18 protein-coding genes and 1 pseudogene are annotated in these 21,485 nt (G+C 58.9%); 14 read left to right on the top strand and 5 right to left on the bottom strand.

Annotated elements, in window-relative coordinates; all coding sequences use genetic code 11:
• Nucleotides 1–258 precede the first annotated feature (258 nt).
• The 7 genes from ACP7B3_RS13245 (at nucleotide 259) to ACP7B3_RS13215 (ending at nucleotide 10,841) form a co-directional block, all read left to right on the top strand.
• Nucleotides 259–3,090: a 2-oxoglutarate dehydrogenase E1 component gene (locus ACP7B3_RS13245; RefSeq protein WP_145164989.1), complete on the top strand. Its 2,832-nt coding sequence runs from the start codon at nucleotides 259–261 to the stop codon at nucleotides 3,088–3,090.
• 44 nt (nucleotides 3,091–3,134) lie between these two features.
• Nucleotides 3,135–4,367 (top strand): 2-oxoglutarate dehydrogenase complex dihydrolipoyllysine-residue succinyltransferase, encoded by a 1,233-nt coding sequence (gene odhB, locus ACP7B3_RS13240; RefSeq protein ID WP_106576740.1) that lies wholly within the window; start codon nucleotides 3,135–3,137, stop codon nucleotides 4,365–4,367.
• A 99-nt stretch (nucleotides 4,368–4,466) separates the two neighbouring features.
• The gene (gene lpdA / locus ACP7B3_RS13235) at nucleotides 4,467–5,903 is read left to right on the top strand and encodes a dihydrolipoyl dehydrogenase (protein WP_106576739.1); all 1,437 of its coding nucleotides are present in this window, start codon (nucleotides 4,467–4,469) and stop codon (nucleotides 5,901–5,903) included.
• Nucleotides 5,904–6,105: 202 nt separating this feature from the next.
• Nucleotides 6,106–7,272 (top strand): ADP-forming succinate--CoA ligase subunit beta, encoded by a 1,167-nt coding sequence (gene sucC, locus ACP7B3_RS13230; RefSeq protein ID WP_003233235.1) that lies wholly within the window; start codon nucleotides 6,106–6,108, stop codon nucleotides 7,270–7,272.
• Complete coding sequence (gene sucD, locus ACP7B3_RS13225; protein WP_003172813.1) at nucleotides 7,272–8,153, top strand: succinate--CoA ligase subunit alpha; 882 nt, start codon at nucleotides 7,272–7,274, stop codon at nucleotides 8,151–8,153. The genes sucC and sucD overlap by 1 nt, the downstream gene beginning before the upstream one ends.
• A 418-nt stretch (nucleotides 8,154–8,571) precedes the next feature.
• Nucleotides 8,572–9,885: a branched-chain amino acid transport system II carrier protein gene (gene brnQ, locus ACP7B3_RS13220; RefSeq protein ID WP_106576738.1), complete on the top strand. Its 1,314-nt coding sequence runs from the start codon at nucleotides 8,572–8,574 to the stop codon at nucleotides 9,883–9,885.
• A 215-nt stretch (nucleotides 9,886–10,100) separates the two neighbouring features.
• Nucleotides 10,101–10,841, top strand: coding sequence for a DUF599 domain-containing protein (locus tag ACP7B3_RS13215; RefSeq protein WP_145164982.1), 741 nt, complete (start codon nucleotides 10,101–10,103; stop codon nucleotides 10,839–10,841).
• A 102-nt stretch (nucleotides 10,842–10,943) separates the two neighbouring features.
• Here the strand turns inward: ACP7B3_RS13215 and ACP7B3_RS13210 are convergent, their stop codons facing one another.
• Complete coding sequence (locus ACP7B3_RS13210; protein WP_106576736.1) at nucleotides 10,944–11,201, bottom strand: hypothetical protein; 258 nt, start codon at nucleotides 11,199–11,201, stop codon at nucleotides 10,944–10,946.
• A gap of 158 nt (nucleotides 11,202–11,359) precedes the next feature.
• Between ACP7B3_RS13210 and ACP7B3_RS13205 the strand changes: the two genes are divergently transcribed.
• From ACP7B3_RS13205 to ACP7B3_RS13190, 4 genes are all read left to right on the top strand, one after another.
• Entirely contained in the window at nucleotides 11,360–11,836 is a 477-nt protein-coding gene (locus ACP7B3_RS13205) for a PaaI family thioesterase (protein WP_426179090.1), read from the top strand.
• On the top strand, nucleotides 11,833–12,285 hold the full coding sequence (locus ACP7B3_RS13200) for a PaaI family thioesterase (RefSeq protein ID WP_106576734.1): 453 nt from the start codon (nucleotides 11,833–11,835) through the stop codon (nucleotides 12,283–12,285). The genes ACP7B3_RS13205 and ACP7B3_RS13200 overlap by 4 nt, the downstream gene beginning before the upstream one ends.
• Before the next feature lie 89 nt (nucleotides 12,286–12,374).
• Nucleotides 12,375–14,279: a molecular chaperone HtpG gene (gene htpG, locus ACP7B3_RS13195; protein WP_369300470.1), complete on the top strand. Its 1,905-nt coding sequence runs from the start codon at nucleotides 12,375–12,377 to the stop codon at nucleotides 14,277–14,279.
• Between the two features lie 65 nt (nucleotides 14,280–14,344).
• Nucleotides 14,345–15,073 carry a dienelactone hydrolase family protein gene (locus ACP7B3_RS13190; RefSeq protein ID WP_145164974.1) on the top strand — a complete coding sequence of 243 codons (729 nt, stop codon included), beginning with the start codon at nucleotides 14,345–14,347 and terminating at the stop codon, nucleotides 15,071–15,073.
• A 98-nt stretch (nucleotides 15,074–15,171) separates the two neighbouring features.
• Here the strand turns inward: ACP7B3_RS13190 and ACP7B3_RS13185 are convergent, their stop codons facing one another.
• Together ACP7B3_RS13185 and ACP7B3_RS13180 are read right to left on the bottom strand one after the other, a co-directional pair.
• Entirely contained in the window at nucleotides 15,172–16,038 is an 867-nt protein-coding gene (locus tag ACP7B3_RS13185) for a pirin family protein (RefSeq protein ID WP_426179087.1), read from the bottom strand.
• Nucleotides 16,039–16,102: 64 nt separating this feature from the next.
• Nucleotides 16,103–16,519 carry an OsmC family protein gene (locus ACP7B3_RS13180; protein WP_145164970.1) on the bottom strand — a complete coding sequence of 139 codons (417 nt, stop codon included), beginning with the start codon at nucleotides 16,517–16,519 and terminating at the stop codon, nucleotides 16,103–16,105.
• A 140-nt stretch (nucleotides 16,520–16,659) separates the two neighbouring features.
• Between ACP7B3_RS13180 and ACP7B3_RS13175 the strand changes: the two genes are divergently transcribed.
• The 3 genes and pseudogenes from ACP7B3_RS13175 to ACP7B3_RS13165 all read left to right on the top strand — a co-directional run bounded on the left by ACP7B3_RS13175 (nucleotide 16,660) and on the right by ACP7B3_RS13165 (nucleotide 19,405).
• Nucleotides 16,660–17,682: an amidohydrolase family protein gene (locus tag ACP7B3_RS13175; protein WP_426179085.1), complete on the top strand. Its 1,023-nt coding sequence runs from the start codon at nucleotides 16,660–16,662 to the stop codon at nucleotides 17,680–17,682.
• Nucleotides 17,666–18,550: pseudogene (locus ACP7B3_RS13170) on the top strand (MCP four helix bundle domain-containing protein); the annotation flags it as partial. The gene ACP7B3_RS13175 and the pseudogene ACP7B3_RS13170, both read left to right, overlap by 17 nt.
• The gene (locus tag ACP7B3_RS13165; protein ID WP_371924121.1) at nucleotides 18,542–19,405 is read left to right on the top strand and encodes a methyl-accepting chemotaxis protein; all 864 of its coding nucleotides are present in this window, start codon (nucleotides 18,542–18,544) and stop codon (nucleotides 19,403–19,405) included. The pseudogene ACP7B3_RS13170 and the gene ACP7B3_RS13165, both read left to right, overlap by 9 nt.
• Before the next feature lie 177 nt (nucleotides 19,406–19,582).
• On the opposite strand, the gene fabB is transcribed toward ACP7B3_RS13165, so the two are convergent.
• Both fabB and fabA read right to left on the bottom strand, forming a co-directional pair.
• A complete protein-coding gene (gene fabB / locus ACP7B3_RS13160) occupies nucleotides 19,583–20,803 on the bottom strand; it encodes a beta-ketoacyl-ACP synthase I (protein ID WP_106576728.1) in 1,221 nt (406 codons plus the stop codon).
• An 11-nt stretch (nucleotides 20,804–20,814) separates the two neighbouring features.
• Nucleotides 20,815–21,330 (bottom strand): 3-hydroxyacyl-[acyl-carrier-protein] dehydratase FabA, encoded by a 516-nt coding sequence (gene fabA / locus ACP7B3_RS13155; RefSeq protein WP_003210552.1) that lies wholly within the window; start codon nucleotides 21,328–21,330, stop codon nucleotides 20,815–20,817.
• Nucleotides 21,331–21,485: the final 155 nt, after the last annotated feature.

Here is a 21,485-nt window from a genome sequence, read left to right as displayed (position 1 = left end):
ACGTTGTAATAAAGCAGGACCGTTGTGCCCGTAAATGCTACGGCGCAGGCTTCAACCGGCGCCGTAGTTTTAACTTGAGCAGCGACTTACAAAGCCGCGGCTCTTATTTTGAAGAAATGAGACAAGCAGGGGCATTCGGGTTGGTACCCGAACTATCAGCGTGATCCTAAGTGGCTTGTTTTGGTCGCTGCACTTGGCCTTTTGCAAGCAAACTCGGTGTTTTCGCCGGTGGTGTCCCCAAATCGAGGGTGACCAAGCATGCAAGAAAGCGTGATGCAGCGCATGTGGAACAGCGGCTATCTTTCAGGTGGTAACGCTGCCTATGTGGAAGAGCTTTATGAGCTCTACCTGCACGACCCTAACGCTGTGCCAGAAGAATGGCGCACCAAATTTCAGACGTTGTCTTCAGACGGCAACGCTGCCACCGATGTATCGCACGCAACAATTCGCGATCAGTTTGTGCTGCTGGCAAAGAACCAGCGCCGCGCTCAGCCGGTTTCCGCCGGGAGCGTGAGCAGCGAGCACGAGAAGAAGCAAGTTGAAGTACTGCGACTGATCCAGGCTTACCGGATGCGTGGCCACCAGGCAGCCCAGCTTGACCCGCTGGGGCTCTGGAAGCGTCCTGCACCTGCTGACCTGTCGATCAATCATTACGGCTTGACCAATGCCGATCTTGATACGACCTTCCGTGCCGGCGACCTGTTCATCGGCAAAGAGGAAGCGAGCCTACGCGAAATTCACGAAGCGTTGCAGCAGACATATTGCCGCACCATCGGCGCTGAATTTACGCACATCACCGATTCCGAGCAGCGCCACTGGTTCCAGCATCGTCTGGAAGGTGTGCGTGGCCGTCCGGTTTTGTCTGCCGACGTACGCAGCCATTTGCTGGAGCGCGTGACCGCAGCCGAAGGTCTCGAGAAATACCTGGGTACCAAATACCCGGGCACCAAACGTTTCGGCCTGGAAGGCGGCGAGAGCCTGATTCCAATGCTCGACGAGCTGATCCAGCGTTCCGGTTCCTACGGCACCAAGGAAATCGTGATCGGCATGGCTCACCGAGGTCGCCTGAACGTGTTGGTCAACACCTTCGGCAAGAACCCGCGCGAGCTGTTCGACGAGTTCGAAGGCAAGAAGAAGGTCGAGCTGGGTTCCGGTGACGTTAAATACCACCAGGGCTTCTCGTCCAACGTGATGACCACCGGCGGTGAAGTTCACCTGGCCATGGCCTTCAACCCATCCCACCTGGAAATCGTTTCTCCAGTGGTCGAGGGTTCGGTACGTGCTCGCCAGGATCGTCGCAACGATTCCACCGGTGAAAAGGTTCTGCCGATTTCCATCCACGGTGACGCGGCATTCGCCGGTCAAGGCGTGGTTCTGGAAACCTTCCAGATGTCGCAGACGCGCGGCTTCAAGACCGGCGGTACGGTTCACATCGTCATCAACAACCAGGTGGGTTTCACCATCAGCAACCCGCTGGACGCGCGCTCTACCGAGTACGCCACCGACGTTGCCAAGATGATCCAGGCGCCGATCCTCCATGTGAATGGTGATGATCCGGAAGCCGTGCTGTTCGTGACCCAACTGGCCATTGACTACCGCATGCAGTTCAAGCGTGACGTGGTGATCGACCTGGTCTGCTACCGTCGTCGCGGTCACAACGAAGCGGATGAGCCTAGCGGCACCCAACCGTTGATGTACCAGCAGATCACCAAGCAGCGCACCACCCGTGAGCTGTACGCCGACAGCCTGATCAAGGCCGGCGTGGTTGACGATGCGCGTGTTCAGGCGAAGATCGATGAATACCGCAACGCGCTGGACAACGGTCTGCACGTAGTAAAAAGCCTGGTTAAAGAGCCGAACAAAGAGCTGTTCGTGGACTGGCGTCCGTACCTGGGCCACGCCTGGACTGCGCGTCACGACACCTCGTTCGATCTGAAAACCCTGCAGGAACTGTCCGCCAAGCTGCTGGAAATTCCAGATGGCTTCGTGGTGCAGCGCCAGGTTGCGAAGATCTACGAAGACCGTCAGAAGATGCAAGCCGGCGGCCTGCCGATCAACTGGGGTTACGCTGAAACCATGGCGTACGCGACCCTGGCGTTCGAAGGTCACCCGATCCGCATGACCGGCCAGGACATTGGCCGCGGTACGTTCTCGCACCGCCATGCGGTATTGCACAACCAGAAAGACGCGGGCACCTACATCCCGTTGCAGAACCTGTACGAAGGCCAGCCACGTTTCGACCTGTACGATTCGTTCCTGTCCGAAGAAGCCGTACTGGCGTTCGAATACGGTTACTCGACCACCACGCCAAACGCGCTGGTGATCTGGGAAGCCCAGTTCGGCGACTTCGCCAACGGTGCCCAGGTGGTTATCGACCAGTTCATCACCAGCGGCGAGCACAAGTGGGGCCGTCTGTGCGGTCTGACCATGCTGCTGCCACACGGTTATGAAGGTCAGGGCCCGGAGCACTCTTCGGCCCGTCTGGAGCGTTACCTGCAGCTGTGCGCCGAGCACAACATCCAGGTGTGCGTGCCGACTACTCCGGCCCAGATCTACCACTTGCTGCGTCGCCAGGTGATCCGCCCGCTGCGCAAGCCGCTGGTAGTGCTGACCCCGAAATCGCTGTTGCGTCACAAATTGGCCATCTCGACCCTGGAAGATCTGGCCGACGGTTCGTTCCAGACCGTGATTCCAGAAATCGACACCCTGGACGCGGCCAAGGTCACTCGCCTGATCCTGTGCAGCGGCAAGGTTTACTACGACTTGCTGGAAAAACGCCGTGCCGAAGGCCGCGAAGACATCGCCATCGTGCGGATCGAGCAGCTTTACCCGTTCCCGGAAGACGACCTGATGGAGGCCATCGCGCCTTACACCAACCTCACCAACGTGGTGTGGTGTCAGGAAGAACCGATGAACCAGGGCGCGTGGTACAGCAGTCAGCATCACTTGCGTCGCAGCATCGGTAACCACAAAACAGGCCTTGGCCTTGAGTATGCCGGTCGTGATGCTTCTGCTGCACCTGCGTGTGGTTATGCGTCGATGCACGCCGAGCAGCAGGAAAAACTGCTGCAAGATGCTTTCACTGTTTAACGCCTTCGCGCTGACTGAAACCGAATTTTAAGGACCCACAGATAATGGCTATCGAAATCAAAGCCCCGTCATTCCCGGAATCGGTTGCCGATGGCACCGTTGCCACCTGGCACAAGAAACCAGGCGACGCCGTCAAGCGTGACGACCTGATCGTTGACATCGAGACCGACAAAGTCGTTCTGGAAGTGTTGGCTGAGGCTGACGGCGTACTGGGCGCAATCGTTGCCGAAGAAGGCGCTACCGTTCTGTCGAACCAGATCCTGGGCTCGATCGAAGAGGGCGGCGCTGCTGCTCCTGCTCCAGCCGCTGCCCCGGCCGCCGCTGCTGCACCGGCTGCTTCGGCGCCAGCTGCACCGGCTGCTGCTGGCGAAGATCCAATCGCTGCACCGGCTGCGCGTCAGCTGGCCGAAGAAAACGGCATCAACCTGGCGTCCATCAAAGGCACCGGCAAAGACGGCCGTGTCACCAAGGAAGACGTGGTAGCTGCAGTTGAAGCCAAGAAAAACGCTCCAGCTGCCGCGCCTGCCAAGGCCGCTGCTCCGGCTGCCGCTGCGCCTGTGTTCGCCGCTGGCGACCGCACCGAGAAGCGTGTACCGATGACTCGCGTACGTGCCACCGTGGCCAAGCGCCTGGTCGAAGCACAGTCGAACATGGCGATGCTGACTACCTTCAACGAAGTCGACATGACCGAAGTCATGGCCCTGCGTTCGAAGTACAAGGACCTGTTCGAGAAGTCCCACAATGGCGTGCGCCTGGGCTTCATGTCGTTCTTCGTGAAAGCGGCCACCGAAGCGCTGAAACGCTTCCCGGCAGTCAACGCTTCCATCGACGGCAGCGACATCGTTTACCACGGCTATGCAGACATCGGCGTTGCCGTGTCCAGCGACCGTGGCCTGGTGGTACCGGTTCTGCGTAACGCCGAACTGATGAGCCTGGCTGAAATCGAAGGCGGCATCGCCGGCTTCGGCAAGAAAGCCCGTGACGGCAAGCTGACCATCGACGAGATGACCGGTGGTACCTTCACCATCACCAACGGTGGTACCTTCGGTTCGATGATGTCGACCCCGATCGTCAACCCGCCACAAGCTGCGATCCTGGGCATGCACAACATCATCCAGCGTCCGATGGCCATCAACGGCCAAGTCGTGATCCGCCCAATGATGTACCTGGCACTGTCTTACGATCACCGCCTGATCGATGGTAAAGAAGCCGTGACTTTCCTGGTGACCATCAAGAACCTGCTGGAAGACCCGGCTCGTCTGCTGCTGGACATCTAAAGACGCAGCGGCAAGTTGCGAGCTACAAGCTGTAGGAAAAAGCAGCTTGGCTTGCGGCTTGTCGCTTGAAGCTTGTCGCTGAATAGAGGAACTATTTTCATGTCGCAGAAATTTGACGTTGTTGTGATTGGTGCAGGTCCTGGCGGCTACGTTGCCGCTATCAAGGCCGCACAACTGGGCCTCTCGACTGCTTGCATCGAAAAATACACCGACAAGGAAGGCAAACTGGCGCTGGGTGGTACTTGCCTGAACGTAGGTTGCATTCCTTCCAAGGCGCTGCTGGACAGCTCCTGGAAATTCCACGAAGCCCAAAGCGGTTTCGCGATCCACGGCATCAACCATGCTGGCGTGACCATGGACGTGCCAGCAATGGTCGGCCGTAAAGCCAACATCGTTAAAGGCCTGACTTCCGGCGTTGCCACCCTGTTCAAGGCCAACGGCGTTACTTCCCTGCAAGGTCACGGCAAACTGCTGGCCGGCAAGAAAGTTGAAATCACCAAGCCGGACGGTTCGGTAGAAGTCATCGAAGCCGAGAACGTGATCCTGGCTCCAGGCTCGCGTCCAATCGACATTCCACCGGCTCCCGTTGACCAGAACGTGATCGTTGATTCGACCGGCGCCCTGGAATTCCAAACCGTGCCTAAGCGTCTGGGCGTGATCGGCGCTGGCGTCATCGGTCTGGAGCTGGGTTCGGTATGGTCCCGCCTGGGTTCGGAAGTGACCGTTCTGGAAGCCCTGGACACGTTCCTGCTGGCTGCCGACACCGCGGTGTCCAAAGAAGCGCTGAAAACCCTGACCAAACAAGGTCTGGACATCAAGCTGGGCGCCCGTGTTACCGGTTCCAAGGTCAACGGCGAAGAAGTCGTGGTGACCTACACCGATAAAGAAGGCGAGCAGACCATCACCTTCGACAAGCTGATCGTAGCCGTGGGTCGCCGTCCAGTGACCACCGACCTGTTGGCTTCCGACAGCGGCGTGAACATCGACGAGCGTGGTTTCATCCACGTTGACGATCACTGCGCTACCACTGTGCCTGGCGTGTACGCCATCGGCGACGTGGTGCGCGGCATGATGCTGGCGCACAAGGCGTCCGAAGAAGGCATCATGGTTGTCGAGCGCATCAAGGGTCACAAAACCCAGATGAACTACGACCTGATCCCGTCCGTTATCTACACCCACCCGGAAATTGCATGGGTCGGCAAGAACGAACAGCAGTTGAAAGCTGAAGGCGTTGAAGTTAACGTCGGCACCTTCCCGTTTGCCGCTTCTGGCCGTGCCATGGCAGCCAACGACACCGGTGGTTTTGTCAAAGTCATCGCTGATGCCAAGACTGACCGCGTATTGGGCGTCCACGTGATTGGCCCAAGCGCTGCAGAACTGGTTCAGCAAGGCGCGATCGGTATGGAATTCGGCACCAGCGCCGAGGACCTGGGCATGATGGTCTTCTCCCATCCGACCCTGTCTGAAGCGTTGCATGAAGCCGCGTTGGCTGTGAATGGCGGCGCCATCCACATCGCCAACAAGAAGAAACGCTAAGCGAGATAATAAGAAACCACGGCGGTTGCCCGTCGTGAGCCTTGCGCGCAAGACTCACCGCGGAATATCCGCTGGACGCAGTCTTGCGCAGCTTTACGGGCGTTAAGCCCTGCAAGTTGTGCAAGCAGCAGTCACAGGTGGCGCGGCACTCATAATGAGCGCAGCGCCGAATGCGCAGTACCTAACGAAGACGGTAAAAAGCATGAATCTTCACGAGTATCAGGGTAAGCAGCTGTTCGCTGAATACGGCCTGCCAGTATCCAAGGGTTACGCAGTAGACACCCCGGAAGCAGCAGCGGAAGCTTGCGACAAAATCGGTGGTACCGAGTGGGTTGTCAAAGCCCAGGTCCACGCTGGTGGTCGCGGTAAAGCGGGCGGCGTTAAGCTGGTTCGCAGCAAAGAAGACGCCAAGGCCTTCGCACAGCAGTGGCTGGGCAAGCGTCTGGTGACTTACCAGACTGATGCCAATGGCCAACCAGTCACCAAGATCCTGGTTGAATCGTGCACTGATATCGCTAAAGAGCTGTACCTGGGCGCTGTCGTTGACCGTTCGAGCCGTCGCATCGTGTTCATGGCTTCCACCGAAGGTGGCGTGGACATCGAGAAGATCGCTCACGAAACCCCAGAAAAAATTCTGAAAGCCACTATCGATCCACTGGTTGGCGCTCAGCCATTCCAGGGTCGCGAGCTGGCTTTCCAGCTGGGCCTGGAAGGCAAGCAAGTTGCCCAGTTCGCCAAGATCTTCGTAGGTCTGGCCAAACTGTTCCAGGATCACGATCTGGCCCTGCTGGAAGTGAACCCGCTGGTGATCAAGGCTGACGGCGATCTGCACTGCCTCGACGCCAAGATCAACATCGACGCCAACGCCATGTACCGTCAGCCTAAGCTGAAGACTTTCCACGATCCGTCGCAAGACGATCCGCGCGAAGCGCACGCTGCCAAGTTCGAACTGAACTACGTAGCGCTGGAAGGTAACATCGGTTGCATGGTCAACGGTGCTGGCCTGGCCATGGGTACCATGGACATCGTCAACCTGCATGGCGGCAAACCAGCCAACTTCCTCGACGTGGGCGGCGGTGCTACCAAAGAGCGCGTAACCGAAGCGTTCAAGATCATCCTGTCCGACTCCAACGTCGCTGCAGTATTGGTCAACATCTTCGGCGGCATCGTTCGTTGCGACATGATTGCCGAAGGCATCATCGGTGCAGTGAAAGAAGTCGGCGTTAAAATCCCGGTTGTTGTACGCCTTGAAGGTAACAACGCTGAACTGGGCGCTAAAGTACTGGCAGAAAGCGGTTTGAACATCATCGCGGCTACCAGCCTGACCGACGCTGCTCAACAAGTTGTCAAAGCTGCGGAGGGCAAATAATGAGCGTCCTGATCAATAAAGACACCAAAGTTATCTGCCAGGGTATTACCGGTTCGCAAGGTAGTTTCCACACCCAGCAAGCCATCGAGTACGGCACCAAGATGGTTGGCGGCGTAACTCCGGGCAAAGGCGGCACCGAGCACCTGGGTCTGCCAGTGTTCAACACCGTGAAAGACGCTGTAGCTGCCACTGGCGCCACCGCCAGCGTGATCTACGTTCCAGCACCTTTCTGCAAGGATTCCATCCTGGAAGCAGCATTCGGCGGCATCAAGCTGATCGTGTGCATCACCGAAGGCATTCCTACCCTGGACATGCTGGACGCTAAAGTTAAGTGCGACGAGCTGGGCGTAGTCCTGATCGGCCCTAACTGCCCAGGCGTGATCACCCCAGGCGAATGCAAGATCGGCATCATGCCAGGTCACATTCACTTGCCAGGCAAAGTCGGTATCGTTTCGCGTTCCGGCACCCTGACCTACGAAGCTGTGAAGCAAACCACTGACGCCGGTTTCGGTCAGTCGACTTGCGTCGGCATCGGCGGTGACCCGATCCCAGGCTCGAACTTCATCGACATCCTGAAGCTGTTCCAGGAAGACCCGAAGACCGAAGCGATCGTGATGATCGGTGAGATCGGCGGTTCGGCTGAAGAAGAAGCGGCTGCCTACATCAAGGCACACGTGACCAAGCCGGTTGTTTCCTACATCGCTGGTGTGACTGCCCCTGCGGGCAAGCGCATGGGCCATGCTGGCGCAATCATCTCTGGCGGCAAAGGCACTGCAGACGAGAAATTCGCTGCACTGCAAGACGCAGGCGTTAAAACCGTGCGTTCGCTGGCAGACATCGGCAAAGCCTTGGCTGAGCTGACGGGTTGGGCTGTCAAGTAAGCCTCGCGCTTAGCTGACGCTTCACCCACACAAAGGCCACCTTCGGGTGGCCTTTGTGCGTTCTGGAGATTGTTGAAGATCAAAATGTGGGAGCGGGCTTGCTCGCGAATGCGCAGGATCAGTCGGTAAATTTGGTACTGACAGACCGCATTCGCGAGCAAGCCCGCTCCCACATTGTTCTGTATTAACAACGTTAAGTATGAAAACGCGACATTTGGATGTCGCTTATCGGACAGTTCGCCCCGCAACAGTGCGTTTGTCAGCCCAATTCTGTACTCTAGCCGCCTCTTTATGCGTCCGCATCCCAAAAGGAAGCCGCGCGCCAGATCGGTCGGTCCCCATAAGGACCGGCAGCAGTTCCCTCATCCACAGGGAATCCCTCTCTAAATTCCGATTCAGTAGTGTGGTATTTCCTGAAATGAAAGTGTTGAAAAGCCAGGATATCCTGGCGTTAGGCTTTATGACTTTTGCCCTGTTCGTGGGCGCCGGCAACATCATCTTCCCGCCTATCGTTGGTTTGCAGTCCGGGCCTCACGTCTGGATGGCAGCGCTGGGCTTCCTGATCACCGCGGTCGGTCTGCCGGTGGTCACCGTCATCGCCCTGGCCAAGGTTGGCGGCGGTATGGACGCGTTGAGCAGCCCGATCGGCAAGATCGCCGGCGGCCTGCTCGCGGCGGCGGCGTACCTGGCGGTAGGGCCGCTGTTCGCCACCCCGCGTACCGCGACCGTTTCGTTTGAAGTGGGCTTGGCGCCGCTGACCGGCGAAAGCCCGCTGGCGCTGTTCCTCTACAGCTCGGTGTATTTCCTCGTGGTGTTCTTCGTGTCCCTGTACCCGGGCCGCCTGCTGGACACTGTCGGTCGCTTCCTGGCGCCACTGAAAATCATCGCCCTGGCCATTCTCGGCATCGCTGCATTTGCCTTGCCGGCCGGTGATGTGGGCGTGGCGACACCGGAATACGTGGCCGCACCGTTCTCCCAAGGGTTCATCAATGGTTACCTGACCATGGATACCCTGGGCGCGCTGGTGTTCGGGATCGTCATCGTCAATGCCATCCGTTCCCGTGGCGTCGAATCGCCACAGCTGATCACCCGCTACGCAATCATTGCCGGGTTGATTGCCGGCGTGGGCCTGGCGCTGGTGTACGTCAGCCTGTTCCGCCTGGGTTCGGGCAGCCATGCCGTGGCGGCCGGTGCGAGCAACGGTGCGGCCGTGCTGCACGCTTACGTGCAACACACGTTCGGCTCCCTGGGCAGCGGCTTCCTCGCCGTGTTGATCTCCCTGGCATGCCTGGTCACCGCTGTGGGCCTGACCTGCGCGTGCGCCGAGTACTTCAGCAAAATCCTGCCACTGTCCTACAAGACGCTGGTCGTGATCCTGGCGCTGTTCTCGCTGTTTGTGTCCAACCTGGGCCTGACCAAGCTGATCGCCTTCTCGATTCCGGTGCTTACCGCGATCTACCCGCCGTGCATCGTGCTGGTGGCCCTGAGCTTCTGCAAAGACTTCTGGCTGGAGCAGGGCCGTATCGTTGGCCCGGTGATGCTTGTGTCGTTCATCTTTGGTTGCATCGATGCGCTCAAGGGCGCGGGCCTGGCCGATTGGTTACCTGCCCAGCTGGCGCACCTGCCGCTGAGCGAGCAAGGCCTGGCATGGCTGGTGCCGTCGGTGATGACGCTGGTCGTTGCATTTGTGGTTGATCGCATGCTCGGCAAGCGTAGCGAAGCCATCGCGTAACGAGCGGTTTCACGCGGCATCGAAATGCCCCGTATCAATCGATACGGGGCATTTTTTATGCCTGTGAGACGACTACCCTCTAAAGTTGAAACGCGGTCGGTGTGGGAGCTGGTTGCCTGCGATTGCTGTATCGCCCGATCCAGCGCTATCGCAGGCAAGCCAGCTTCCACATTTTGAACCGCGTTCGTCTCCATCCATTGTGCATAAGGCCCCGCATGTCGTTCATCGAAACCAATCAGGTCCACCTGCTTGCCGCCCTCTGGTTCGTCCTGTGCTGGGGGGGTTACACCCGATACGCCACTTGGAAAGCCCGCGACACCGCCTGCCTGGCCAGCGTGCTGCATTTGTATCGCGAAGACTGGATGCGCCGCATGTTGCTGCGCGACAACCGCATCGCCGACGCCAGCGTGATCGGCAACCTGGAGCGCAACGCTTCGTTCTTCGCCTCCAGCACGTTGATCATCCTCGCCGGCATTCTTACCGTGCTCGGTGCGTCCGAGCGGGCGGTGTCGTTGCTGGCGGACATCCCCATGGTGCAGCAGGCGTCCCAGGGCATGTCGGAAATCAAGCTGCTGTGCCTGGCGCTGGTGTTCGTCTACGCGTTTTTCACCTTCAGTTGGTGCATGCGCCAATACAACTTTGCCGCGGTGCTGGTGGGGTCGGCGCCGATGATCGGTGAGCGGCATGTGTCGGAGCAGGAGCGCAAAGCGTTTGCGCTGCGAGCAGCCAGGGTGATCTCGATGGCCGCCAACCAATTCAACTTTGGCCTGCGCGCTTATTATTTTGGCATGACCATGCTCGCCTGGTTTGTCAGCCCCTGGTTGTTCATGTTGATGAGCGGCGGGGTCGTGGTGGTGTTGTACCGTCGGGAGTTTCATTCCGACGTACTGCAGGTGATGGTCTATACCCCGACTGATACGCCGGCATCCGAAGTGGCTAAAGACGCAGTGTCTTAACTAGGGCGTCCGGTTAGTCCAACTTTTAACCCACGGCTAAACAGCAGACAAAGAAAAGCCCGCTATGTAAGCGGGCTTTCTTTCGCAGCAATTGCCAGGCTATTAAGGCTTGGCAGGTGCTACTGGAGTAGCGGTACCATCTTCTTTCGCTTTTTCAGCGTTTGCATCAGCCTGAGCTTTGGCAGCATCGGCGTTTTCTTTTGCAGCGTCGTTCACTTTATCCTGTGCTTTCGCCATGTCCTTCTGAGCTTGCTCAGAATGCGACTGTGCATCTTGGGCTTTGTCTTCGGATTTTTTATCGCAGGCAGCGAGGCCGAGGGCAGCGGCGAGCATCATGGAAATAGCTAAAGTCTTGCGCATGGGGTGTTTCTCCTTATTGAAGATATCTACTGGCCTTTCGAGCCTGGGGGGTCAGCATTAGTTCCTTTTATTCCCCAGATATATAAACACCGGTGATCAAGGAACTTTCAACCGCACGACATACTCCGCGGATCAACACTAATAAGAGTCTAGACCACATGACCGAAAATCCCCTGTTAGCCCGTGCCACGCGCTTTGTTTCGGCGCTGCGCCATTGCCAGGTGCTGGGCATCACCGTCCATGCTGCCAGCGACGAAGGCATGACGCTGTGCCTGCCTTACGGCCCGCATATCGTTGGGGATCCCCAGACCGGCGTGATTCACGGCGGCGCATTGACCTCCTTGATGGACACGGCCTGCGGCATGGCAACCCTGTGTGTATTGCCCGAGTTCGAGGTGTGCCCAACCCTGGACCTGCGCGTTGACTACATGCACCCCGCCGAACCGCACAAACCTGTTTATGGCTTTGCGCACTGTTACCGGGTGACCACTGACGTGATCTTCACCCGTGGTTTCGCTTATCAGGATGACCCGCAACAGCCGATCGCCCATGTGGTGGGCACATTCATGCGCATGGGCAAGCGCCTCAAGGGCACCCAAGGGCTGGGCAGCGCCATAAAGGGAGAGCGGGCATGACACACCGATTCAAAACCCGCCTCGAACAGGCCCATGAGCGCGGTAACTATGAGGCGCTGCTCGACCTGATTCCCTACGCCAAGCTGATCGGCATTGAGTGCACGCGTCTGGGAGATGAATTGCTGTTTCGTATGCCGGCCAACAAGGACAACATTGGTAACCCGATATTGCCGGCGCTGCACGGTGGCGTGATTGCCGGGTTTATGGAACTGTCGGCGGCGCTGCACCTGCTGGTGTTTACCGGTTCGCCCGGCATTCCGAAAATCATCGACTTTTCCCTCGATTACCTGCGCGCCGGCCAGTTTCGCGACACTTACGCCAAATGCCAGGTATGGCGCCAGGGCCGCCGAGTTGCCAATGTGGCGATCACCGCCTGGCAAAGTACCCCGGCCGAACCGATTGCCACCGCCCGCGCACATTTCAAGATTGAGGAATCGGCGCGCCCTTGAAATCCTGGTCTTAGCCCCCAACTTTGATGACAACCCGCCGCCAACCCTCAAGGGCGCGGCCACTGCCATCCAATTGGAGTTTGATGACCATGAGTGTGGAAACTCAAAAGGAAACCCTGGGCTTCCAGACCGAGGTGAAGCAGCTGCTGCACCTCATGATCCATTCGCTGTATTCCAACAAGGAAATCTTCCTTCGCGAATTGATCTCGAACGCCTCAGACGCTGTCGACAAATTACGTTTCGAAGCCCTGTCCAAGCCTGAGTTGCTGGAAGGTGGCGCCGAACTGAAAATCCGCGTGAGCTTCGACAAAGACGCCAAGACCGTCACCCTCGAAGACAACGGCATCGGCATGAGCCGCGAAGACGCGATCACCCATTTGGGCACCATCGCCAAATCCGGCACCGCCGATTTCATGAAAAACCTGTCGGGCGACCAGAAAAAAGATTCGCACCTGATCGGTCAGTTCGGTGTGGGCTTCTACTCGGCCTTCATCGTCGCCGACAAGGTTGAAGTGTTCAGCCGTCGCGCCGGCCTCGACGCCAGCGAAGGCGTGCACTGGTCCTCCAAAGGTGAGGGCGAGTTCGAAATCGCCACCATCGACAAGGCTGACCGTGGCACGCGCATCGTGCTGCACCTCAAATCCGGTGAAGATGAATTCGCCGACGGTTACCGTCTGCGCAACATCATCAAGAAGTACTCCGACCATATTGCTTTGCCGATCGAACTGCCTAAAGAACAGGCGGCTGTCGAGGGCGAAGAGAAACCTGCCCAGGAATGGGAAGTGGTCAACCGTGCCAGCGCCCTGTGGACCCGTCCTCGCACTGAGGTAAAGGACGAGGAATACCAGGAGTTCTACAAGCACATCGCTCACGACTACGAAAACCCGCTGAGCTGGAGCCACAACAAGGTCGAAGGCAAGCTGGAATACAGCTCGCTGCTTTACGTGCCGGCCCGTGCTCCGTTCGACCTGTACCAGCGTGAAGCGCCAAAAGGCCTGAAGCTGTACGTGCAGCGCGTGTTCGTGATGGACCAGGCGGAATCCTTCCTGCCGTTGTACCTGCGCTTCATCAAAGGTGTGGTCGACTCCAACGACCTGTCGTTGAACGTGTCGCGCGAAATCCTGCAGAAAGACCCGATCATCGACTCCATGAAGTCGGCGCTGACCAAGCGCGTGCTCGACATGCTGGAGAAACTGGCGAAGAACGAGCCTGAGCAATACAAGAGCTTCTGGAAAAACTTCGGCCAGGTCATGAAAGAAGGCCCGGCGGAAGATTTTGCCAACAAGGAAAAAATCGCCGGCCTGCTGCGCTTCGCGTCCACCCTGGGTGATGACGGTGAGCAGGTTGTGTCGCTGGCCGAGTACCTGGCGCGCGCCAAGGAAGGTCAGGACAAGATCTACTACCTGACCGGTGAAACCTACGCGCAGGTCAAAAACAGCCCGCACCTGGAAGTCTTCCGCAAGAAAGGCATCGAAGTGCTGCTGTTGACCGACCGTATCGATGAGTGGCTGATGAGCTACCTCAGCGAGTTCGACGGCAAAACCTTCGTCGACGTGGCCCGTGGTGACCTGGACCTGGGTAACCTGGACTCCGAAGAAGAGAAAAAAGAAGCCGAAGAAGTCGCCAAGGCCAAAGAAGGCCTGGTTGAACGAATCAAGTCCGCCTTGGGCGATGCCGTCAGCGAAGTGCGGGTTTCCCACCGTCTGACCGACTCTCCGGCGATTCTGGCCATCGGCGAGCAGGACCTGGGCATGCAGATGCGTCAGATCCTTGAAGCCAGCGGTCAGAAGGTTCCGGATTCCAAGCCGATCTTCGAATTCAACCCGGCTCACCCGCTGATCGAGAAACTCGATGGCGAGCAAAGCGAAGAGCGTTTTGGCGACCTGTCGCACATCCTCTTCGACCAGGCGGCGCTCGCCGCTGGTGACAGCCTGAAAGACCCGGCCGCCTACGTGCGCCGACTGAACAAGCTGTTGGTTGAACTGTCGGTTTAACACCGTTGTAGAAAAACCCGCTTCGGCGGGTTTTTTCGTTCTACGCATCTCAACTGGAGTAAATGATGAGCCAAGTCACTGTGCGTTCCGTGGTCTATCAGATTGATGGCCAGTCTTATGAAAGCCGCCTGGCGTTCGATGCCAGCCATAAGGGCCCGCTGCCGGGTCTGCTGATGGCGCCGAACTGGATGGGTGTGAGTGCCGGTGCTGAAGAGATCGCCAAAAGCGTGGCTGCCAAGGGCTACGTGGTGCTGATCGCCGACCTGTACGGCCAAACCGTGCGGCCCTCCAATGGCGATGAAGCTGGCGCGGCCATGATGCCGTTGAAAAATGATCGCCCGCTGCTGAACAAGCGCATGCAGGCGGCCTTCGAGCAACTGCAAGGCCAGAGCGAGGCGGCGGTGGATACCTCCAGGCTTGCGACCTTTGGTTTCTGCTTCGGCGGTTGCTGCTCCCTTGAGCTGGCGCGTACCGGCGCCCCGTTGAAGGCCGCCGTGTCGTTCCACGGCACCCTCGACACGCCGAACCCTGCGGATGCGAAGAACATCAAAGGCGCGGTGTTGGTGCTGCACGGTGCGTCCGATCCCTTGGTGCCGAAAGAGCAACTGCCGGCGTTTGAAGATGAAATGAACGCGGCCGGTGTGGATTGGCAACTGCTGAGCTACGGCGGCGCCGTGCATTCCTTCACCGACCCGCACGCCAATGTGCCGGGCAAGATGATGTATGACGCGAAGACCGCTGCGCGGGCGTTCCAGTCGATGCATAACTTGCTGGATGAAGTGTTCAAGGGCTGAATCTTCGGCGCCTGTTAGGGCTTCATCGGGGGCAAGCCCCCTCCCACATTTTGAATGTATTCACAGTTCAAGTGCGGGAGGGGGCTTGCCCCCGATGGCTATCTCCCAGGCAACTCAATTCTTTCAGTTTCCCCCGGCACCGTCGGCCAATCCCCGGCCGCCCATCGTTGCCGCGCCTGTTCGATCATCGCCGGGTCGCTCGTGACAAAATTCCAGTTGATCCGCCGTGGCCCGTCCAGCGGCGCGCCGCCAAACACCACCAGGTGGCAATCACTTTCAGCGAACAGCGTCATTTCCTGCCCGGCAGGCAGGACAACCAGGCTATGCACCGCCAAGGCCTCACCGTCCAACTGCGCTTCACCCTCCAGCACATACACCGCCCGTTCCTCGTATTCATCCGGGATCAGCAGCGTCGTGGCCGTCTGCATCTGCACTTCGGCATACACGGTGGGCGAGAGCACCGGTACTGGCGATTTAAGGCAGAAGCCGGCGCCTGCGATCAGGCGAACCTGCACGCCCAGGTTGTCACTGACCGGTAAGCTCGCTGCCGCGTGATGGCTGTAATGCCCGGGTCCGGTTTCATGGTCCTTGGGGGAGGCCAGCCACACTTGCAGCCCATGCAGGCTGAAACCGTCGGCCTTGAGTGCCTCGGGCGTGCGTTCGACGTGGGCAATCGCGCTGCCGGCGGTCATCCAACTGACGTCGCCGGCCTGCACCACCTGGTCCGAGCCGAGGCTGTCCTTGTGCTGCAGCGCGCCCTCAAACAAATAGGTCAGCGTGGACAACCCGATATGCGGGTGCTGGCGGATGTTCATGCCGGTACCCGGCGCATAGCGCGTGAGCAGCATGTGATCGAAAAACACGAAAGGCCCGACGCTACGGCATTCGCGCGACGGCAGCGGGCGCAGGATTGGCTGGCCCTCGACCTCTTCGGCGCGCGGGCGGATCACGGTGAGGATGGGCATGGTGCGTCCCTGTCTGAGCGGGTTGGATGACCAAGAGCATAACCCGCTCGACGGGAGGTTGGCGCTATTGGCTGAAAGCGCCTTCGGACAATGTGGTCTCGATGGTGACGTCGGCGGTGGTCATCAGTTTGTGTACCGGGCAGCGATCGGCGACGTGGTGCAGCTCATCGCGCTGTGCGTCGGTGAGCACGCCTTTGAGGGTCAGCTTGACGTTGAGTTTGTATTTGCCTTTTTGCTCCTCGGTGCTGTCGTGGGTGACTTCCACGGTCACGCCGGTCAGCGGGATGTCTTTCTTCTGGGCGTAGAGCTTGACGGTCAAGGCCTTACACGAGGCCAGGGCAGCATCGAAATAGTCGTGGGGGGAGGGCGCCGAGTCGTCGCCGCCCAGGCTCTTGGGCAGGTCGGTGAACAGTTCGTGGTTATTGATATTCACACTGTGGCGAAAATTGTCGTGGTTCAGGGTGTTGACGGTAACAGGCATGGTGAACCTCACAAGGTTGGCAGGATGAAGGTCATGCAGTTATAGAACATGCTGGCACTTAGGTGTTCCGCGTTTTTGGCCGATGAACCGTGGTGCTGTGCACACGGTCTACCCGTATTAGCCGATACCGAGGTTCTACCGTGCCCCTGACCCGCCTGAGTCTCGCCCTGCTGTTCGCCGCCGCCAGCGTTGCGGTGCAGGCGCGCGACTATGCCTACAGCGACGCGCACCTGCACTACGTGGATTTTTTCCAGGAAACGGCGGGCATGGATGCATTGCTCAAGGCGATGGCCGACGCCCACATCGAACACGTGATGATTTCCGGTATTCCCGTCGCTAAAAAATGGCACGAAGACGAACCCAAGCGCCCGCGTTACTACGCCGGGGACGATGCCGATGCCTATTGGTACAGCGCCACTGACGTGATCGTTGCGGCTGCGGTGAACAAACTCACACCTGAGCAGCGTCGGTACTTTCACCCGTTTTTATCCGGCTTCAACCCTAACGACAAAAATTCCGCGGCCCATATCCAGCGCATGCTGGATCTCAACCCCGGGCTTTGGCAGGGCATCGGTGAGGTGTTCACGCGCCATGATGACCTCACGGCCTTGACCGCCGGCGACACCCCGCGCGCCAACAACGAAGCCATGAGGCGCATCTATCACCTCGCCGCCGAAAACGATCTGCCGGTGATGCTGCACGCCAACATTACCTCCAAGCGCGAGCGCAACCCGCTGTACCTGCCGGAGGTGGAAGAATCGCTGCGCAACCACCCGCACACCCGCTTTATCTGGGCCCATGCCGGCACCAGCAAAGAGATTCACCGTCATCAGGTGCAGATGGACTTTCTTCTGCCGACCTTGAACCGCCTGCTTGAGGCGTACCCCAATCTCTACATTGACCTGTCCTGGAGCATGCTCACGCCTTACTTGCTCGATGAAGCGGGCAAGCCTCGGCCCGAGTGGGTAAAGCTGGTAGAGCGCTTCCCGGAGCGTTTTATGCTGGGTTCGGATGTTGTAGGGCGCTTCAACAAGCTCGGTAAGGAAATGCATCGCTTTGCACCCTTTCTCGACGCTCTGCCCGAGGAGGTAGCCCGCAAGGTAGCGCGAGACAACTTTCTGGCAGTTCTGCCGAAATCAGCTCGCGATGAGCAAGCACATTGATATCGCCTTTTCGTCTTACGCAATATTGAACACGGGCCGATACCTTTCAGGAGACCCGCTGCAGGTGGATGCAGCGCATTTGGAAGGAATCCAGGCAATGAGTATGCGTAGTCTGAATATCGCCCCCCGCGCCAGTTTGGGCTTTGGCGTGCTGGCATTGATGGTGTTCGCCTTGGGCGGCTTTGCCCTGTTGCAGATGGCCAATATGCGCCAGCAGTCGGATCAGGTCGAAAACAACTGGTTGCCCAGCGTGATGGCGGTGGGGGAGATGAGCCAGGACCTGTTGCGGGTTCGTGCGCTGACCCTGCGCTTGCTGGTCAATCGAGACCCACAGGCGCTGGCGCAGAACGAGCAGAAACTCACCGAGCTCAAAAGTGGCCTGCACCATGCGCAAACCCTCTATGAAGCGCTGATTGTGCTGCCCGAAGAGCGCACGCTGTTTGATCGCTTCAAGGCCGGGGAGCAGCAATACCTGCAGCGCCAGGAACAGGTCATGACGCTCTCCAAGGCCAATCGATTGGAAGACGCAATCAAGGTGGTCAACGGCGAGATGAATCAACTTGCCGATGAGATGGCCGGGACGCTGCACGACCTGGTGGCCTTGAACAAGGCCAGTGCCAATCAGGCTGCGAGCCTGGCGCAACGAGTGTTTGCTCAATCTCGCACTTGGGTGGTCGGCATGATCGTGGTCACCGCGCTGATCACCATCGGGCTGGCGGTGTGGCTGACTCGCAGTATCGTGCTGCCGCTGGCACAGTCGTTGAAAATCGCCCAGGGCGTGGCCAGTGGCGACTTGACGGGTGAGATCAGCGTGACGGGCAGCGACGAGCCGGCGCGTTTGCAGCAGGCGCTCAAAGGCATGCAGGAGAACCTGCGCGACACCATTCGGCGTATTGCCGAATCGTCCAACCAATTGGCCTCGGCGTCCGAAGAGCTCAGTTGCGTCACCGAAGACGCTACCCGCGGCTTGCACCAGCAGAATCAGGAAATTGAACAGGCGGCGACGGCGGTTAACCAGATGACGGCGGCGGTGGAAGAGGTGGCGAGCAACGCCGTGGCGACGTCACAAGCCTCGCGTGAGTCCGACCGCATTGCCCAGCACGGGCGTGAACAGGTGCACCAGACGGTCGAGTCGATCGAGGCCCTGGCCACGGATGTGACCGCCAATGCGACCCAGGTCGAGGAGCTGGCGCAAAAGGTGTATGGCATCAGCAAAGTGCTGGATGTGATTCGCTCAATTGCCGAGCAGACAAATTTGCTGGCCTTGAATGCGGCGATTGAAGCGGCCCGCGCCGGGGACGCCGGGCGTGGGTTTGCGGTGGTGGCGGATGAAGTGCGGGCCTTGGCCCATCGCACGCAACAGTCGACCCAGGAAATCGAGCAGATGATCAGCGCAATTCAACAGGGCACCGATCAGGCCGTGAGTTCGATGCAGCAGAGCAATACGCGGGCACGGTCCACGTTGGGCATCGCCAAGTCGGCGGGCACGGCGCTGGAAGAGATTGCGTCGGCGTTTACCCTGATCAACGAGCGCAACCTGGTGATTGCCAGCGCGTCGGAGCAGCAGGCCGCGGTGGCGCGCGAGGTGGATCGCAACTTGATGAATATTCGCGATTTGGCGCATCAGACGTCGACCGGGGCGAATCAGACCAGTGCGGCGAGCCAGGAGTTGTCGCGGTTGGCGGTGGATCTGAACACGATGGTGGCGCGGTTTTCGGTGTAGTGCCGTAAACCGAGTGGACGCTATCGCAGGCAAGCCAGCTCCCACACTTTGATGTGTGAACACAGTCAAATGTGGGAGCTGGCTTGCCTGCGATGCGGCGACTCGGTCTCAAATCCAGCCACGCATAAAAAAGCCCCGAACCAGTCGGGGCTTTTTCACATGCTCAGCCTACAGGTCTTACTTACCCTGCCAGCGTTTCAGCACCAGAGTGGCGTTAGTGCCACCGAAGCCGAAGCTGTTGCTCATCACGGTGTCGATTTTTGCGTTCTCGACGGTCTTGGTCAGGATCGGCATATCGGCGACGACCGGGTCGATCTCTTCGATGTTGGCCGAACCGGCCATGAAGTTGCCTTCCATCATCAGCAGGCAGTAGATCGCTTCGTGAACGCCAGCGGCGCCCAGGGAGTGACCGGACAGGCTCTTGGTGGAGCTGATGGCCGGAGCCTTGTCGCCGAATACCGCACGCACGCCTTCCATTTCCTTGGCATCGCCGACCGGGGTCGAAGTGCCGTGGGTGTTCAGGTAGTCGATTGGGGTATCCACGGTGGACATGGCCATCTGCATGCAACGGATAGCGCCTTCGCCGCTTGGCGCAACCATGTCGTAGCCGTCGGACGTGGCGCCGTAACCGACGATTTCCGCGTAGATCTTCGCACCGCGGGCCAGAGCGTGTTCCAGCTCCTCGACCACGACCATGCCGCCACCGCCGGCGATGACGAAACCGTCACGCTTGGCGTCGTAGGCGCGGGAGGCCTTTTCCGGGGTTTCGTTGTACTGGGTGGACAGTGCGCCCATGGCGTCGAACAGGAACGACTGGCTCCAATGCTCTTCTTCACCACCGCCGGCGAAAACGATGTCTTGCTTGCCCAGCTGGATCTGCTCGACCGCAGTGCCGATGCAGTGAGCACTGGTGGCGCACGCGGAGGAGATCGAGTAGTTCACGCCCTTGATCTGGAACGGCGTGGCCAGGCAGGCCGAAACGGTGCTGCCCATGGTCCGCGTTACACGGTACGGGCCAACGCGTTTCACGCCTTTTTCGCGCAGGATGTCCAACGCTTCCATCTGGTTGAGGGTCGATGCGCCGCCGGAGCCGGCGATCAGGCCAGTGCGTACGTTCGATACCTGGTCTTCGCTCAGGCCGGAATCAGCGATGGCGTCTTTCATGGCCAGGTAGGCGTAAGCGGCAGCGTGGCCGACGAAGCGATAGATCTTGCGATCGATCAGTTCTTCGAGGGGCAGGTCGATGGAGCCGGAAACCTGGCTACGCAGACCCATTTCGGCATATTCCGGGTTGAAGCGGATGCCAGGGCGACTTGCACGCAGGTTAGCGGTGACGGTCTCTTTGTCATTGCCCAGGCAAGAAACAATGCCCAGACCAGTGATAACGACGCGGCGCATGCGGATAACCCTTAAAAGTTGTCAGTGGAAGTGAATACGCCGACCCGAAGGCCTTCGGCAGTATAGATCTCGCGACCGTCGACAGTGACCGAACCATCGGCGATTGCGAGGTTCAGCTTGCCCTTGAGGACGCGCTTGATTTGAATGTTGTAGGTGACTTTCTTGGCGGTCGGCAGGACCTGGCCGAAGAACTTCACTTCGCCCGAACCCAGTGCCCGGCCGCGGCCCGGCAGGCCTTGCCAGCCCAGGTAGAAGCCGACCAGTTGCCACATGGCGTCGAGGCCCAGGCAACCTGGCATGACAGGGTCGCCTTCGAAATGGCAGGCAAAGAACCACAGGTCAGGGGTGATATCCAGCTCGGCGACCAATTCACCTTTGCCGTACTTGCCACCCTCTTCGCTGATATGGGTGATGCGATCCACCATCAGCATGTTCGGGGCGGGCAGTTGCGCGTTACCTGGGCCGAACAGCTCACCGCGACTGCAGCGCAGCAGGTCTTCCCGAGTAAAGGCGTTTTGTTTGGTCATGCGAGCTCCTCAATAATCCCATGCGGCAGGGTAGGGCAAATCTTCCCGAACCGAATGAAGCGTTCATGCCTCATGTCGGCAGCCTACACATAGACTATTGCGTTGTAGTGAAAGTCACAGCGGCAAGGCACTGAATGTACACTTGTTCACTGAAA

It is taken from the genome of Pseudomonas sp. TWRC1-2 (assembly GCF_049896685.1).
Lineage (GTDB): Bacteria > Pseudomonadota > Gammaproteobacteria > Pseudomonadales > Pseudomonadaceae > Aquipseudomonas.
This window is presented reverse-complemented; position numbering and strand designations above follow the sequence as displayed.